This window comes from Mesorhizobium sp. B2-4-12 (assembly GCF_006441575.1).
GTDB lineage: Bacteria > Pseudomonadota > Alphaproteobacteria > Rhizobiales > Rhizobiaceae > Mesorhizobium.
On sequence record NZ_VFVC01000002.1, the window covers coordinates 190,571 to 205,525 of the forward strand.

The following is a 14,955-nucleotide window of genomic DNA, read 5'->3' on the forward strand; positions in this document are numbered from 1 at the left end:
CATCAGTATCTCCCTCTATACGTAGCGGAACACGCCAACGGCGTAGAGCACGGAGAGAGCGAGAGCCCACCACAGATTGGATCCAACGAGACCCAACCAAGCGAGATGGATAAAGGCGCTGCCAAGCAGCGAAACGAAAAGGCGATCGCCGCGCGTCGTCTCGAAGCGCAGCACGCCGACGCGCGGGTTGCCACCCGGCGAAGCGTATTCCCAAACACCCATGCCAAACAGAAGCAGCGCGATGACGACAAAGAACGCGGCCGTCGGCCAGGTCCACGCCATCCAGGAGAAATTGAGGTTCATGGATTAGACCCTCCCCAGGGCGAAGCCCTTGGCGATATAGTTGCGCACAAACCAGATCACCAGCGCGCCGGGGATCAGCGTCAGCACGCCGGCGGCCGCCAGCAGCCCCCAGTCCATGCCCGATGCGGACACGGTGCGGGTCATGGTCGCCGCGATCGGCTTGGCGTCAGTCGTCGTCAGCGTGCGGGCGATCAGCAGTTCGACCCACGAGAACATGAAGCAGAAGAAGCATGCGACTCCGATGCCGCTGGCTATCAGCGGCATGAATATCTTGATGAAGAAGCGCGGGAACGAATAGCCGTCGACATAGGCTGTCTCGTCGATTTCCTTCGGCACGCCCGACATGAAGCCTTCGAGGATCCACACAGCCAGCGGCACGTTGAACAGGCAGTGGGCGAGAGCCACCGCAATATGGGTATCGATGAGGCCGAAGGCGGAATAGAGCTGGAAGAACGGCAGTGCGAACACCGCTGGGGGCGCCATGCGGTTGGTCAGCAGCCAGAAGAACAGATGCTTGTCGCCGAGGAAGCGGTAGCGCGAGAAGGCATAGGCCGCCGGCAGTGCCACGGTGACAGAGATCACCATGTTCATCACGACATAGGTGATCGAGTTGATGTAGCCGGAATACCAGGCCGACTGCGTGAAGATGGTGTAGTAATTATGCAGGGTCGGTGCGTGCGGATACAGCGTCAGCGAGTTGACGATCTCCGCATTGGTCTTGAAGCTCATATTAATGAGCCAGTAGATCGGCAGCAGCAGCACAAAGATGTACAGCGTCGGCACCATCCACCACCAGCGCGATTCCTCGCCGCGCCGGCGCATCCGCCTGTCCAGTTCGCTCTGCGACAGCGAACTGGCGAGCCCTTCGGAGGCGGCGGTCCCGTTCATCGCACTACGTTCGGTGCGTTCGTTGACGCCGGTCATCTCAGCGCTCCGCGTCGTAATTGGTCATCACGGTGTAGAAGATCCACGACAACAACAGGATGATGAGGAAGTAGACCAGCGACATGGCCGCTGCCGGACCGAGGTCGAACTGGCCGAGCGCCGTCTTGACCAGGTCGATCGACAGGAACGTCGTCGAATTGCCCGGGCCGCCGCCGGTAACGACGAAGGGTTCGGTGTAGATCATGAAACTGTCCATGAAGCGCAGCAGCACGGCGATCAACAGCACGCGCTGCATCTTCGGCAATTGGATATAGCGGAACACCGCCCAGCGCGACGCGCCGTCGATCTTGGCCGCCTGGTAAAAGGCGTCCGGAATCGAGACCAGACCGGCATAACAGAGCAGCACGACCAGACTGGTCCAGTGCCAAACGTCCATGATGATGATCGTCACCCAGGCATCGAACGGATCCTGTACGTAATTGTAGTCGATGCCTAGGGCGTTGAGGTAATAGCCCATCAGACCGATGTCGCCGCGCCCGAATACCTGCCAGATGGTACCGACCACGTTCCACGGGATCAGCAGCGGCAGCGCCATCAAGACCAGACAAACCGGCACCCCCCAGCCCTTCTTCGGCATGTTGAGCGCTATGAAGACGCCAAGCGGAACCTCGATGGCCAGGATGATGACGGAAAAAATCAGGTTGCGGGCCATCGCCTCCCAGAAGCGGTCGGAATGCAACAATTCCTCGAACCACTCCGTTCCGGCCCAGAAGAAGACGTTGTTGCCGAACGTGTCCTGCACCGAATAATTGACGACGGTCATCAGCGGGATGACGGCCGAGAACGCTACCAGCACCAGCACCGGCAGCACCAGGAACCAGGCCTTGTTGTTCCAGGTCTTTTCCATCTAAGCCCCCATCTCGACACGCCAGGAATCGGCATAGATGTTGATGCCGGCAGGATCGAACCGCACTTTGGGCTCGGCTGGAACGATCTCGTCCTCGCCGATGACCGCCGCGATGTCGCGACCCTCCAGCTTGGCGCGCACCACCTTGTGGCGGCCAAGATCCTCGACCTTGCTGATCGAAACGGCCATGCCATCGCGGCCGAGCCTGATATATTCGGGGCGAATGCCGAGTTCGACGGCGCCGCTGCCGGCCTTCGGCACACCAGGCAGTTCGATGCGCTGCGAGCCGAGCGTCGCCGTCCTGCCGTCGATCGCCACCGGCATGACATTCATGCCGGGCGAGCCGATAAAGTAGCCCACGAAGGTATGGCGCGGCCGTTCGAACAGTTCCGCCGGCGAGCCGATCTGCACGATGCCGCCATCATACATGACCACGACCTGGTCGGCGAAGGTCAGGGCCTCGGTCTGGTCGTGGGTGACATAGACCATAGTGTAGCCGAAACGGCGGTGAAGTTGCTTCAACTGCGAGCGCAGCACCCATTTCATGTGCGGATCGATGACCGTCAGCGGCTCGTCGAACAGGATGGCGTTGACGTCCGAGCGGACCAACCCGCGCCCGAGCGATATTTTCTGCTTCTGGTCGGCGGTCAGCCCTCTCGCCTTCTTCTTGGCCCAGGAGGCCAGGTCGATCATTTCCAGCGTCTCGCGCACCTTGCGGTCGACGTCGGCCTCCGTCACGCCGCGATTGCGCAGCGGGAACGCCAGATTGTCGTAGACGGTCATGGTGTCGTAGATGACCGGGAACTGGAACACCTGTGCGATATTGCGCTCCTGCGTCGACAGGTTGGTCACGTCCCTGCCGTTGAACAGCAACTGGCCGTGCGAGGGATGAAGCAGGCCTGAAATGATGTTGAGCAGTGTGGTCTTGCCGCAGCCGGATGGCCCAAGCAGCGCATAGGCGCCGCCATCCTCGAACGTATGATGCACTTCCCGCAGCGCGAAATCGGCGTCCGTTCGCGGGTTAGGCAGATAGGAATGCCTGACATGGTTGACGTCGATGCGCGCCATATCGCCCTCCTATGCCGCCAGCTTCGGCGCGGTCACGGCGCGGCCGTGCTGGTCGAAGACCATGATATGACGCGGATCGATGAACACTTCGACCACCGCGTCGGTCTCGAAATCCCTGATGCCATGGCTCAGCATCACCCAGCGGGCATCGGCGAAGTCGAGATGGACGAAACTCTCGGAGCCGGTGATCTCGGTGATGATGACTTTCGCCCGCACCGGTACCGCCAAGGCATTAGGCCGTTCGAGCGACAGGTGATGCGGCTGGAAACCGATCGTGTAATTGCCGTCGGCGATGCCGACGAGTTCCGTCGGCACCGGCAGTTTGACGCCGCCCTCCAGCAGGAAGTCGGGCCCCTTCTTGGCCAGCACGATGGTGTTGAGCGGCGGATCGGCGAATGTCCTGGCCGTCACCAGGTCGATCGGCTTGCGGAAAACATCGATCGTCGGTCCGAACTGCGTGATCCGGCCTTCCGACAGCGTCGCCGTGTTGCCGCCCAGCAGCAACGCTTCGTGCGGCTCGGTGGTGGCATAGACGAAGATGGTGCCGGCGGCGGCGAAGATCCTCGGCAGTTCAGCCCGCAATTCCTCGCGCAGCTTGTAGTCGAGATTGGCCAGCGGTTCGTCGAGCAGCACCAGGCTGGCATTCTTGACGATGGCGCGCGCCAGCGCGGTGCGCTGCTGCTGGCCGCCTGAAAGGTTGAGCGGTGTGCGGTCGAGATAGGGCGTCAGCTTGAGCAGCGCCGCGGCCTCGCGCACCTGGCTGTCGATCTTGCCCTGCTCTACGCCGGCCACCCGCAGCGGCGAGGCGATGTTCTCGTAGACGGTCATCGCCGGATAGTTGATGAACTGCTGGTAGACCATGGCGATCTTGCGCTTCTGCACCGGCGTGCCGGTGACGTCGCGGCCGTCGAACCAGACCGAACCCGTGGTCGGCACATCGAGGCCGGCCATCAGCCGCATCAGGCTGGTCTTGCCGGAAAGCGTTGGCCCGAGCAGAACGTTGAGCGAGCCGTGCTGAAGCGTCAGCGACACGTCGCGAATATGCTCGACCGCACCGACCGTCTTGGTAACGTTCCTCAATTCAAGCATGACGCCTCCTCCCAGGCTTTCCGCATCAGCTCAAAACCTCTTCATTCGGCAGCAGCGACATGTCGGCGGCTTATGCCGCGCATGAATTCATCGAGCGCTGCGACCTGCTCGCGGTTAAGGTGCAGACCGCGCTTGGTCCGGCGCCACAGCACATCCTCCGCCGTAACTGCCCATTCGTTTTCAACGAGATAGCGCACCTCGGCCTCGTAAAGGTCACCACCGAAGTTGCGGCCGAGTTCGGCATTCGACTTGGCAAGGCCGAGCAGAACCTGAGCGCGCGTTCCGTAAAGCCGGGTCAGCCGGCGGGCGAGGCGCGCATCGAGGAACGGATAGGCCGCCTTCAGCTTCGTCACCTGCGCATCGAAACCGGTGGCCGGGAAATCGCCGCCCGGCAGCGGTGCGTTGGCGGTCCATGGCTTGCCGCGTGTGCCGAGGAACCCTTCGATCTTCTCCAGCATCGATTCCGACAGCCGGCGGTAGGTGGTGATCTTGCCGCCGAAGGCATTGACGATCGGGGCGGCGCCCTCCCCGCCATCGGCCTTCAACACATAGTCGCGCGTTGCTTCCTGCGCCTTGGAGGCGCCGTCATCATAGAGCGGACGCACGGCCGAATAGGTCCAGACGATGTCGGACCGCATGACGGGTTGAGCGAAATATTCGCTGGCCGCGGCGCAGAGATAATCGATCTCGGTGTCGCTGATCTTCACGTCATGCGGATCGCCCGGATAGTCCCGGTCGGTGGTGCCGATCAGCGTGAACTCTTCCTCGTAGGGAATGGCGAAAATGATGCGGCCATCCTTGTTCTGGAAGAAATAGGCGCGCGGATCGTCGAATTTCTTGGCGATGACGATGTGGCTGCCCTGCACGAGCCGGACATTGTGCACGTCATTGAGGCCGACGACGTCGGAGAGTACGTGGTCGACCCATGGTCCGGCGGCGTTGACCAGCAGCCTGGCCCTGACCTCCTCGGTATCGCCGGTCCTGAGGTTCTCGATCTTGATCACCCACATGCCGGCTTCACGACTGGCTCCGACCACCTTCGTGCGGGTCCGGATCGTCGCGCCGCGATCAGCGGCATCGCGGGCGTTGAGCGCCACCAGGCGCGCATCATTGACCCAGCCGTCCGAATATTCGAAAGCCTTTTTGAACAATGGTTTCAGAGGCTTGGCCGCCGGATCGCTCGCCATGTCGAGTGTCCTGGTCGCTGGCAGCAATTTGCGCCCGCCAATGTGGTCGTAGAGGAACAGGCCGAGCCTGATCATCCAGGCGGGACGCAGGCCCTTGGCATAGGGCAGCACGAACCGCATCGGCCAGATGATGTGTGGCGCGTTCTTCCACAGAACCTCGCGCTCCATCAACGCCTCGCGCACCAGGCGGAACTCGTAGAATTCGAGATAGCGCAGGCCGCCATGGATCAGCTTGGTCGAGCCCGAGGACGTTCCGCTGGCGAGGTCGTTCATCTCGGCGAGAAAAACCGAGAACCCGCGGCCAACGGCGTCACGGGCGATGCCGCAGCCGTTGATGCCGCCGCCTATGACGAAAATGTCCCGGACCGAAGATGTGTCCACTGAGCTCCTCCACGATTTCGCATTGCACCATTTTTGGCCTTTTGCGAAACTGTGGCGGAATTATTTCGAACTGATAACGAATGTCAAACGAAATATCACACGCCTGTGAAATGGTCGTGAATGGGTCCGCCAGGCGAAGTTTCGATCAGATGAACCTCGGCCTCCTGGCAGATCTTGCGCACCGACGGAATATCGCAGCGGTCGGTGATGAAAGTGTTGACCTGCGACAGATGGCCGATGCGCACCGGCGCGGTGCGTTCGAACTTGGTCTGGTCGGATACCAGGATGACGTGCCTGGCATTAGCGATGATCGCCTGCGCCACCTTCACTTCGCGAAAATCGAAGTCGAGCAAGGCGCCATCATGGTCGATGGCCGAGGCGCCGATGACGGCGTAGTCAACCTTGAATTGCCTGATGAAATCGACCGCGGCCTCACCGACGACACCACCATCCGAACCGCGGACCACGCCACCGGCAATCACAACCTCGATCGAAGGATAGATACGCATCCTATTGGCAACATTGATATTATTGGTTATGACCATCAGGCCGTTGTGATCGAGCAGCGCCTTGCTGACGGCCTCGGTCGTTGTCCCGATGTTGATGAACAAGGAAGCGTTGTCGGGGATCAGCCTGGCCGCCGCGCGGCCGATCGCCTCCTTCTCGTCCGCCGCGATCTTGCGCCTGGCCTCATACTCCATGTTCTCGATGCCGGACGGGAACAACGCGCCGCCATGAATGCGCGAAAGCAGCCTCTGGTCGCACAGATCGTTGAGGTCCTTGCGAATGGTCTGCGGCGTCACGTTGAAATGCGTGGCCAGATCGTCAACCAGCACGCGGCCGTGGTCCTTGGCCATCTGGATGATCTCGGCATGACGCGGCGACAGATACATTAGACAGCTCCCATTTTCGTTTTTGTTGCTTATAGCGGAAAACGAAACCAATGAAAAGGCACAAGCCGGCTAACGAAAATTCCTGATTACGCCAGCACCCGTGTCCGATTCGAATCCGGGTTGATCAAGCCATGCCGCGCGCGATTTCCGTGATGACAGCGAAAGCCGCATCGACATCATCGCCGGTCGTTTCGAACTGACCAACTTGGAAGCGGATCGCCACCCGTCCATCGACCCGCGTCTGCGTTAGGTAGATGCGGCCATCATCGTTGATCGCATTGACCAGCCGCAGATTGTGCTCGTCGGCATCGCCGTTCACGGCAGCCTTGTGCCGGAACGAAAACAGCGACAGAATCGGTTGGCTGACAATCTCGAAGTCAGGCTCCTTTGCCAGCCGGGCGGCAAGGCCCTCGCTCCAGGCGACATGATTGCGGATCATGGTGCGCAGGTTTTCCAGCCCGTGGGCGCGCAGCAGGAACCACAATTTCAGGGCGCGGAAGCGCCGGCCCAGCGGCACTGACCATTCGGAATAGTTGATGATGCCGTCATGTCCGTGCGTCTTGAGATAGTCGGGCTTGATGGCCAGCGTCCTGACATGGCTTTCGGGATCGCGCAGGAACTGGATCGAACAGTCGAACTGCGCGCCCAGCCATTTGTGCGGATTGAAGACGATCGAATCCGCACCTTCGATACCTGTCCAGAAGCGCCGGTACTCCGGACAGATCATCGCCGATCCGGCCCAGGCCGCATCGACATGGAGGTAGAGCCCATGCCGCTTGGCGATCTCGGCGACCAGGACAACGTCGTCAGTGCCACCCGTGCTGGTACCACCTACGCAAGCAATGATGCCCGCCGGCAGCAGGCCGGCTTTCCTGTCGGCGACGATCGCCGCTTCAAGAGCTGCGGTGTCCATTGCGCGAAAGCGACCTGCCACCGGGATACGGACAAGATTGTCCTCGCCGATACCGGCAACCCATATCGCGCGGTCGATCGACGTGTGCACCTGGTCGGAGGAATAGATACGCAACCGCGCCTGTCCGGCCAGTCCCTTTTTGTTGCCTTGCCAGTCCAGCGCCCGCTCGCGCATGGTCAGCACGGCGTTGAGCGTCGCCGACGAGGCGGAATCCTGGATCACGCCGGAGAACCCTTCCGGTAGGCCGAGCGCCTGGCGCATCCAGTCGACGGTCCGCGTTTCAAGCTCGGTTGCCGCCGGAGAGGTCTGCCATAGCATGCATTGCGCGGCCATCGCCGAAACCAGATACTCGGCCACCACCGAGACCGGTGCCGCGTTGGCCGGAAAGTAGGCGAAGAAGCGCGGATGCTGCCAATGCGTCATGCCGGGCACGATCTTCGCTTCGAAATCGGCGAAGATCGTGTCCATCAGCTCCGGGGCTTCGGGTGGAGAGGCCTCGATGCTCCTGAATATCTCGCCCGGCGCAATCGCTGGCCGCACCGGCCGGTCGCGCAGGCTGGCGCGATAGTCGGCGCCCCAGTCGGCGGCCCGCCTCGACCAGTCGCGGAACTCTTCATTGTCCATGCTTTTCTCCCAATAGCCGGCGAGCGGGCCGGTTGCCCCAGCCGTCTCTTTAATTGGAGCAACCGGCGAGAGGCCTGGCGGCAGCACTACCCCGGAAAGTCCGGCAGGCTGGCAAAGGCTGACTTCAACGCATTCGACCAGCCTTCGGAAATGGCGCGATAATATTGGTTGTCCTGGCTGATCCGTTTCTTCAGCCCGACCTGGAAAGCATCCTTCTCCAGGAACAGAAGGTCGAGCGGCAAACCAACCGACAGGTTCGACTTCAGCGTCGAATCAAACGAGACCAGAAGCAGCTTCACGGTCTCGGCAAGGCTCATCGTCCGCTCATAGGCGCGGATGATGATCGGCTTGCCGTATTTGGTCTCGCCGATCTGGAAGAATGGAGTGTCGTCGGTCGATTCGATGAAATTGCCTTCGGGATAGATCATGAACAGCCGTGGCGGGCTGCCCTTGATCTGCCCACCCAGGATGAAAGAGGCATTGAAATAGGAATCGGCCTTCTCGCCGACAGGCGACGAATGGGCGATCACTTCCTTGACCGTGTCGCCGACCAGCCGCACCGTCTGATACATCGACGGTGTTTCGAGCAGCGTGGCATGGCGGTCCGCCACGGCCTTGGTGCGCTCCTCGAGCAGGCTGACCACGGCCTGTGTCGTCGCCAGATTGCCGGCGGACATCAGCACGATGACGCGCTCGCCCGGCTGTTCCCAGACATGCATCTTCTTGAAAGTCGAGATCGAATCCATACCGGCATTGGTGCGCGTGTCCGACATGAACACGAGCCCGCGATCGATCTTCAGGCCGACGCAATAGGTCATGGAATCTCTTCTAGAGTGGCTCGACGCAATTCCGGACGGAAAACCGCTTCACACTTTTCCTGGAATTGCTTCTGGCGGCAATCCTGAGGGATTACTGCTCTACCGTGACGGTGACCGCAAGCTGTTCTTCCGCCTGTCCCAGCCGAATTCCCGAGACCGGCGAGGCGTCACGATAATCGCGGCCGGTGGCCACCTTCACATAGCGCTCGTCGGGAGAAATACCATTGGCGGGATCGAAGGCAACCCAGCCCAGGCCCGGAACATGTGCTTCGGCCCAGGCATGGCTTGCCGCCTGCTCGACAGACGCCTCCATCATCAGATAGCCGCTGACATAGCGGGACGGAAAACCCATGGCGCGCGCGGCGGCGGCAAAGATGTGGCTATGGTCTTGACAAACCCCGGTTTTCAGCGACAGGGCCTCTTCAGCCGGGGTCGCCGCATTGGTGATGCCAGGTGTATAGGCGACGCGCTCGCCGATGATGGCCATCAGCCGGTGCAGCCTTTCGATATCGGTGCCCGAGCCGACCGCTTCGGCAAGACCACGGATGCCGCTGCCTATGGTGGTCAAAGGCGTCTCCTGCGCGAACAACCAGAGTGGCGCGAAGCCCTGATGCGGACCGCTGACGCCTGATGTGTCGCGCGTCACCACCTCGCCCGACGCCTCAACCGTGATGAAGTCGTGGTCACCCTCGACGCTCAACAGCCTGTTATCGTTGCCATACTGGTCGGTAAAGCGAACCTCCTCGCGCGCGCCTTCAACCTTTAATGCCCAGGACAGCACCGTCTGTGTCGGCCCGCTTACCGGCAGCAGCCGCAGCCGCTGTAACAGGTAATGCACCGGCGCATCGTAGCGGTATTCGGTCCGGTGAGAGATTTTCAGCCGCATGGCTATCGTCCGTTTGTGTGCATAATCTCATCCGAAAACCGGCAACCATTTTTCACCGTCATGGTCATTCGGTTCGGGACCATGCTCAATTAAACCTGTAGTCCTGTGCGATCTCGTCGCCGAGCCTGGTGTTGTCGCGAATGAAATTGGCCAGGAACTCGTGCAGGCCGGCATCGAAAATGTCCTTGATCGACCCTGCCCTCAACATCGCCTGCGTTTTCTCCGCCGTTGCGTGGCAGGCATGGCGTTCGCCATAGTCCTCGCCGAGGAATTTCAGATGCTCCGCCAGGAAGCGGTAGCAAAAGGTCAGCGATCGCGGCATGCGGACGTTGAGGATCAGGTAATCGGCGATATTGGTCGGCTTGTAGTCAGCGTCATAGACCCAGCGGTAGGAGCGATGCGCCGACACCGAGCGCAGGATCGATTCCCATTGGTAGTTGTCGAGCGTCGAACCGACCCAGGAGATCGACGGCAGAAGCACGTAGTATTTCACGTCGAGGATGCGCGCCGTATTGTCGGCACGCTCGACATAGGTGCCGAGCTGCGAGAAGTCGAAGATCTCGTTGCGCAGCATGGTGCCGTAGAACGAGCCGCGGATCAGCGCCGTCTCGCGCTTGATGGCGTCGAGCACGCTGGGCAGGTCGCGCTCGTCGATCGGCCTTGCCAGCATCCGCTTGAGCGCCATCCAGGCCTCGTTGATGCTTTCCCATGTCTCGCGCGTCAGCGCGGTGCGCACCATGCGCGCATTGTTGCGGGCCGTCTCGATCGACGCCATGGTGCTCGACGGGTTCGACGTGTCGCGCAAAAGGAAGTCAGCGACATTGGCCGCCGTGTAGTCCTGGTATTTCTGTGTGAAGGCGGCATCCGAACCGGCGCTGAGCAGCACTGAGTTCCATTCTTCGGATGCGTCCTGCGTCCGGGTCAGCGCCATGCGCAAGCCGGCATCGACCAACCTTGCCATGTTTTCCGCTCGCTCGATGTAGCGGTTCATCCAGTAGAGCCCGTTTGCGGTGCGGCCGAGAAGCATGTGAAGCGGCCCCTTCGAGCTAGTGAGTAGGGAATAGTGAGTAGGCAGTAGTAAACAGTTGAATCTCCACTGGATATGGCATGCGCTGTCCCCCCTCTACTACTGCCTACTGCCTACTGCCTACTGCCTACTGCCTAATCCCTGCTCATCTCAATCATCCAGCACCCAGGTATCCTTGGTGCCGCCGCCTTGTGAGGAGTTCACGACCAGCGAACCTTCCTTCAGCGCAACCCGCGTCAGCCCGCCGGGTACGATCTGGATGCGGTCGGAGACCAGCACGTAGGGCCGGAGATCGACATGGCGCGGCGCCAACCCCTTCTCGGTCAGGATCGGACAGGTCGACAGCGCCAGTGTCGGCTGGGCGATATAGTTGGAAGGCTTCGCGGCCAGCTTCTTGGCGAAGTCCTGGCATTCCTGCTTGGTCGCTGCCTGTCCCACCAGCATGCCGTAGCCGCCGGAGCCATGGACTTCCTTGATCACCAATTCGTGGATGTGCTCGAGCACATATTTGAGGCTGTCCGGCTCGGAACAGCGCCAGGTGGGAATGTTGCCGAGGATCGCCTTGCGGCCGGTGTAGAATTCGACGATCTCGGGCATGTAGGAGTAGATCGCCTTGTCGTCGGCGATGCCGGTGCCCGGCGCATTGGCTATGGTGATGTTGCCGGCTCGGTAGACATCCATGATGCCGGGTATGCCAAGAGCCGAATCCGGCCGGAAGGTCAGCGGATCGAGGAAGGAATCGTCCACACGGCGGTAGAGCACGTCGATCTGCTTATAGCCTTCGGTCGTGCGCATCGCGACGTGGCCGTCGATAACGCGCAGGTCCTGGCCCTCGACCAGTTGAACCCCCATCTGGTCGGCGAGGAAGGCGTGCTCGAAATAGGCGGAATTGTAGCTGCCGGGCGTCAGCACCGCAATGGTCGGCGCGCCCTTGGTGCTCTGGGGGCGAACCGCCGCCAGCGACTGGCGCAGCAGCTGCGGGTAATTCTCCACCGGCCGCACCTTGATCTTCTGGAACAGCTCGGGGAACAGCTGCATCATCGTCTCGCGGTTCTCCAGCATGTAGGAGACACCGGACGGCGTGCGCGCATTGTCCTCCAGAACGTAGAACTCGTCCTCGCTGATGCGCACGATATCGACGCCGATGATGTGGGTGTAGACGCCGGCCGGCGGCCGCACACCGATCATCTCCGGCAGGAAAGCCTCGTTCCTGGCGATCAGGTCCTTGGGGACACGGCCGGCGCGCAGGATCTCCTGGCGATGGTAGATATCGTCGAGGAAGGCGTTCAGCGCCTGCACGCGCTGTTCGATGCCTTGTGTCAGGCGCCGCCATTCCTGGCCGGAAATAATGCGCGGAACGATGTCGAAAGGAATGAGCCGCTCGGAGGCTTCCTGCTCGCCATAGACGGCGAAGGTGATGCCGGTTTTGCGGAAGACGCGTTCGGCGTCCTGCATCTTCTCGGTAAGCCTGGCTGGATCCTGCTCCTTCAGCCAACGGTCATAAGCCGAATACGGTCTTCTAAGTCCGGAGACCTCCGGAAGCATTTCATCGAACGCTGCCAATCGCAAACTCCCCTGTAACGCCATTTCACTGGCGTCGCCGGAGAAAATCAAGCGCAATCGGTGATTTGAGGGGTGCAGCCGATCAGTATCTTGCGCTTGCCTAAATTTAAGGCAGCTGAAATATCACCTTGCTCAGGCTTTGCATGATGCCCGGGCAAATCCGCTCGGCAGCTAGAAGGCGCGAAACGTGACGACGGTGAAGGTGTCCTTGATGCCCGGCAGAACCTGCACCTTTTCGTTGACGAAATGTCCGACGTCTTCCTCGTCGTCGACATAGAATTTGGCGAGCAGATCGTAATTGCCGGCGGTGGAATAGATTTCCGACGCGATCTCGGCATCGGCAAGCGCGCTGGCAACCTCATAGGATTTGCCGAGTTCGCATTTGATCTGCACGAAAAACGCCTTCATGGCTTCGTCCCGCTAAACTTCCAGGTCCAAGCGGCCCTTCTGGCAGACTGGAGGCGGCCTTTCAAGCGTTGGAATGCGCACTTAGCCGGCGCGGGCCTTCGCCACGGCCTCGCGCAGCTGCGCAACCGGCGTGCCGCGCTTGCAGGACCTGCCGCCGATCACCAGTGCCGGCGTGCCCTGCAGCAGGAAGGCGGTTGCCTGGGCGTCGTTGCGTGACAGGGCGATGTCGACCCTACGGAGCCGAGAATATCGTTAGTGCGGTCTTCGGAAAGCCCCAGCTCATTGGCCGTCAGCATCTGCCGCAGGGAAACGAATATTGGCGGACGCTGAAACCGTGGAGCGCCGTCATGCGTATGTTAGAATACCCGCCGACAGCTTTTTCAATGGCGGCTTTCGAGGACAAGGGAGACCGGTCATGCGCCGCACACTTTTCGCATTCGCTTTGGTTCCGCTGATACTCGCTTCCTCGGCGTCTGCCGGCGATGCCGATATCAAGGCGGCCCAGGCAGCCATAGATGGTCAGCTGAAAGCCTTCATCGCCAATGACGGCGCCACCGCCTACAGCTTCGCGGCCCCTAATGTGAAACAGATCTTTCCGACCGTCGACACCTTCATGAACATGGTCACCAATGGCTATGCGCCGGTACGCAAGCCACAGACCTACTCCTTCGGCAAGGTCAAGGAGACGAGCCCAGGTTCGATCGTCCAGCAGGTGCTGATCGTCGGACCCGACGGCAAGGACTATGAGGCGGTCTACACGTTGCAGCAACAGCCCGACGGCACGTTCCGGATCACCGGCTGCAGCCTGCGGGCGTCGAACTCGCTCAGCACCTGAACGGCTATAGCGCCGGGATATCGCCCCTCGCCCAGCCCTCGGTGATCTCGGCCCCGCGCGTCTCGAAGCTGCCGGCCTCGATCGCCGCCCGGATGTCCTGCATCAGCTTCTGATAATAGGACAGGTTGTTCCAGGTCAGCAGCATCGCGCCGAGCGCCTCCTGCGAGCGCACCAGATGATGCAGATAGGCACGCGAATAATCGCGCGCCGCCGGGCAGTCGCTTTCCTCGTCGAGCGGGCGCGGATCATCGGCGTGGCGGGCGTTGCGCAGGTTGACCTTGCCGCGCCTGGTGTAGGCAAGGCCATGGCGGCCCGCCCGCGTCGGCATCACGCAATCGAACATGTCGATGCCGCGCGCCACCGATTTCAGGATATCATCCGGCGTGCCGACGCCCATGAGGTAGCGAGGCTTGTCCTGAGGCAGCTCCGGACAGGTGATGTCAAGCATCTCAAGCATCACCGCTTGGGGCTCGCCGACGGCCAGCCCGCCAACCGCATAGCCCTTCAGGTTCATCGCGCTCAGTGCCTGCGCGGACCGCACCCTGAGGGCCGCGTTGTCGCCGCCCTGTACGATGCCGAACATCGCCTTGCCGGGCTGGTCGCCGAACGCCACCTTGCAGCGCTCGGCCCAGCGCAGCGACAACTCCATGGCGCGCTCGATCTCCTTCAACTCGGCCGGCAGCGCCGTGCATTCATCGAGCTGCATCTGGATATCGGAATCGAGCAGACCTTGGATCTCGATCGAACGCTCCGGCGACATCTCGTAAGGGGCGCCGTCGATATGCGAGCGGAAGGTAACGCCTTTCTCGGTCAGTTTCCTCAGCTTCGACAGGGACATCACCTGAAAACCGCCGCTGTCGGTCAGGATCGGATGCGGCCAGCGGGCGAATTCGTGCAGACCGCCGAGCCGCGCCACGCGCTCGGCGCCGGGCCGCAGCATCAGATGATAGGTATTGCCCAGGATGATGTCGGCGCCGACACCGCGCACCTGGTCCATGTACATGGTCTTGACCGTACCGCCGGTGCCGACCGGCATGAAGGCGGGCGTGCGGATTTCGCCGCGCGGCATGTCGATCAAACCGCGCCGCGCCTTGCCGTCGGTCGCCAGAACCGTGAAGCTGAACGGCTTAGCCATTGAATTCCCTGTCATGGATTGGCGCGCACGGCG

General features: G+C 61.3%; 15 protein-coding genes. 1 reads left to right on the forward strand and 14 read right to left on the reverse strand.

Annotated elements, in window-relative coordinates:
* Positions 1–15: 15 nt before the first annotated feature.
* From FJ934_RS02270 to FJ934_RS02330, 13 genes are all read right to left on the reverse strand, one after another.
* Positions 16–303: a DUF2160 domain-containing protein gene (locus FJ934_RS02270; RefSeq protein ID WP_140607026.1), complete on the reverse strand. Its 288-nt coding sequence runs from the start codon at positions 301–303 to the stop codon at positions 16–18.
* A 3-nt stretch (positions 304–306) separates the two neighbouring features.
* The gene (locus tag FJ934_RS02275; protein WP_140607027.1) at positions 307–1,227 is read right to left on the reverse strand and encodes a carbohydrate ABC transporter permease; all 921 of its coding nucleotides are present in this window, start codon (positions 1,225–1,227) and stop codon (positions 307–309) included.
* Position 1,228: 1 nt separating this feature from the next.
* Positions 1,229–2,095: a sugar ABC transporter permease gene (locus FJ934_RS02280; protein WP_140607028.1), complete on the reverse strand. Its 867-nt coding sequence runs from the start codon at positions 2,093–2,095 to the stop codon at positions 1,229–1,231.
* The gene (locus FJ934_RS02285; RefSeq protein ID WP_140607029.1) at positions 2,096–3,163 is read right to left on the reverse strand and encodes an ABC transporter ATP-binding protein; all 1,068 of its coding nucleotides are present in this window, start codon (positions 3,161–3,163) and stop codon (positions 2,096–2,098) included.
* A 9-nt stretch (positions 3,164–3,172) separates the two neighbouring features.
* Complete coding sequence (locus FJ934_RS02290) at positions 3,173–4,252, reverse strand: ABC transporter ATP-binding protein (protein ID WP_140607030.1); 1,080 nt, start codon at positions 4,250–4,252, stop codon at positions 3,173–3,175.
* Positions 4,253–4,293: 41 nt separating this feature from the next.
* Positions 4,294–5,820 carry a glycerol-3-phosphate dehydrogenase gene (glpD, locus tag FJ934_RS02295; protein WP_140607031.1) on the reverse strand — a complete coding sequence of 509 codons (1,527 nt, stop codon included), beginning with the start codon at positions 5,818–5,820 and terminating at the stop codon, positions 4,294–4,296.
* Between the two features lie 95 nt (positions 5,821–5,915).
* Positions 5,916–6,713 carry a DeoR/GlpR family DNA-binding transcription regulator gene (locus FJ934_RS02300; RefSeq protein WP_140607032.1) on the reverse strand — a complete coding sequence of 266 codons (798 nt, stop codon included), beginning with the start codon at positions 6,711–6,713 and terminating at the stop codon, positions 5,916–5,918.
* 124 nt (positions 6,714–6,837) lie between these two features.
* Entirely contained in the window at positions 6,838–8,250 is a 1,413-nt protein-coding gene (locus FJ934_RS02305) for a pyridoxal-dependent decarboxylase (RefSeq protein WP_140607033.1), read from the reverse strand.
* Positions 8,251–8,336: 86 nt separating this feature from the next.
* Entirely contained in the window at positions 8,337–9,068 is a 732-nt protein-coding gene (locus FJ934_RS02310; protein WP_140607034.1) for a peptidase, read from the reverse strand.
* 91 nt (positions 9,069–9,159) lie between these two features.
* On the reverse strand, positions 9,160–9,954 hold the full coding sequence (locus tag FJ934_RS02315) for a transglutaminase family protein (protein WP_140607035.1): 795 nt from the start codon (positions 9,952–9,954) through the stop codon (positions 9,160–9,162).
* A gap of 85 nt (positions 9,955–10,039) precedes the next feature.
* On the reverse strand, positions 10,040–10,981 hold the full coding sequence (locus FJ934_RS02320) for an alpha-E domain-containing protein (protein WP_140607036.1): 942 nt from the start codon (positions 10,979–10,981) through the stop codon (positions 10,040–10,042).
* Positions 10,982–11,131: 150 nt separating this feature from the next.
* The gene (locus tag FJ934_RS02325) at positions 11,132–12,544 is read right to left on the reverse strand and encodes a circularly permuted type 2 ATP-grasp protein (protein ID WP_181165480.1); all 1,413 of its coding nucleotides are present in this window, start codon (positions 12,542–12,544) and stop codon (positions 11,132–11,134) included.
* 171 nt (positions 12,545–12,715) lie between these two features.
* Positions 12,716–12,952, reverse strand: a complete 237-nt coding sequence (locus FJ934_RS02330; RefSeq protein WP_091574954.1) for an Lrp/AsnC family transcriptional regulator — start codon at positions 12,950–12,952, stop codon at positions 12,716–12,718.
* 415 nt (positions 12,953–13,367) lie between these two features.
* Here FJ934_RS02330 and FJ934_RS02335 point away from each other — a divergent pair, with 415 nt between their 5' ends.
* Positions 13,368–13,787 carry a DUF4864 domain-containing protein gene (locus FJ934_RS02335; protein ID WP_140607038.1) on the forward strand — a complete coding sequence of 140 codons (420 nt, stop codon included), beginning with the start codon at positions 13,368–13,370 and terminating at the stop codon, positions 13,785–13,787.
* 4 nt (positions 13,788–13,791) lie between these two features.
* Here FJ934_RS02335 and tgt read toward each other — a convergent pair whose 3' ends face one another.
* Positions 13,792–14,922: a tRNA guanosine(34) transglycosylase Tgt gene (gene tgt / locus FJ934_RS02340; protein WP_140607039.1), complete on the reverse strand. Its 1,131-nt coding sequence runs from the start codon at positions 14,920–14,922 to the stop codon at positions 13,792–13,794.
* Positions 14,923–14,955: the final 33 nt, after the last annotated feature.

What these genes read in the sequence shown, in the direction of transcription:
- FJ934_RS02310 (WP_140607034.1), bottom strand. Translation starts at nt 9,068, where the DNA reads ATGACCTATTGCGTCGGCCTGAAGATCGATCGCGGGCTCGTGTTCATG.
- FJ934_RS02290 (WP_140607030.1), bottom strand. Translation starts at nt 4,252, where the DNA reads ATGCTTGAATTGAGGAACGTTACCAAGACGGTCGGTGCGGTCGAGCAT.
- FJ934_RS02330 (WP_091574954.1), bottom strand. Translation starts at nt 12,952, where the DNA reads ATGAAGGCGTTTTTCGTGCAGATCAAATGCGAACTCGGCAAATCCTAT.
- FJ934_RS02315 (WP_140607035.1), bottom strand. Translation starts at nt 9,954, where the DNA reads ATGCGGCTGAAAATCTCTCACCGGACCGAATACCGCTACGATGCGCCG.
- tgt (WP_140607039.1), bottom strand. Translation starts at nt 14,922, where the DNA reads ATGGCTAAGCCGTTCAGCTTCACGGTTCTGGCGACCGACGGCAAGGCG.
- FJ934_RS02300 (WP_140607032.1), bottom strand. Translation starts at nt 6,713, where the DNA reads ATGTATCTGTCGCCGCGTCATGCCGAGATCATCCAGATGGCCAAGGAC.
- FJ934_RS02285 (WP_140607029.1), bottom strand. Translation starts at nt 3,163, where the DNA reads ATGGCGCGCATCGACGTCAACCATGTCAGGCATTCCTATCTGCCTAAC.
- FJ934_RS02320 (WP_140607036.1), bottom strand. Translation starts at nt 10,981, where the DNA reads ATGCTTCTCGGCCGCACCGCAAACGGGCTCTACTGGATGAACCGCTAC.
- FJ934_RS02335 (WP_140607038.1), top strand. Translation starts at nt 13,368, where the DNA reads ATGCGCCGCACACTTTTCGCATTCGCTTTGGTTCCGCTGATACTCGCT.
- FJ934_RS02305 (WP_140607033.1), bottom strand. Translation starts at nt 8,250, where the DNA reads ATGGACAATGAAGAGTTCCGCGACTGGTCGAGGCGGGCCGCCGACTGG.
- FJ934_RS02270 (WP_140607026.1), bottom strand. Translation starts at nt 303, where the DNA reads ATGAACCTCAATTTCTCCTGGATGGCGTGGACCTGGCCGACGGCCGCG.
- FJ934_RS02275 (WP_140607027.1), bottom strand. Translation starts at nt 1,227, where the DNA reads ATGACCGGCGTCAACGAACGCACCGAACGTAGTGCGATGAACGGGACC.
- FJ934_RS02280 (WP_140607028.1), bottom strand. Translation starts at nt 2,095, where the DNA reads ATGGAAAAGACCTGGAACAACAAGGCCTGGTTCCTGGTGCTGCCGGTG.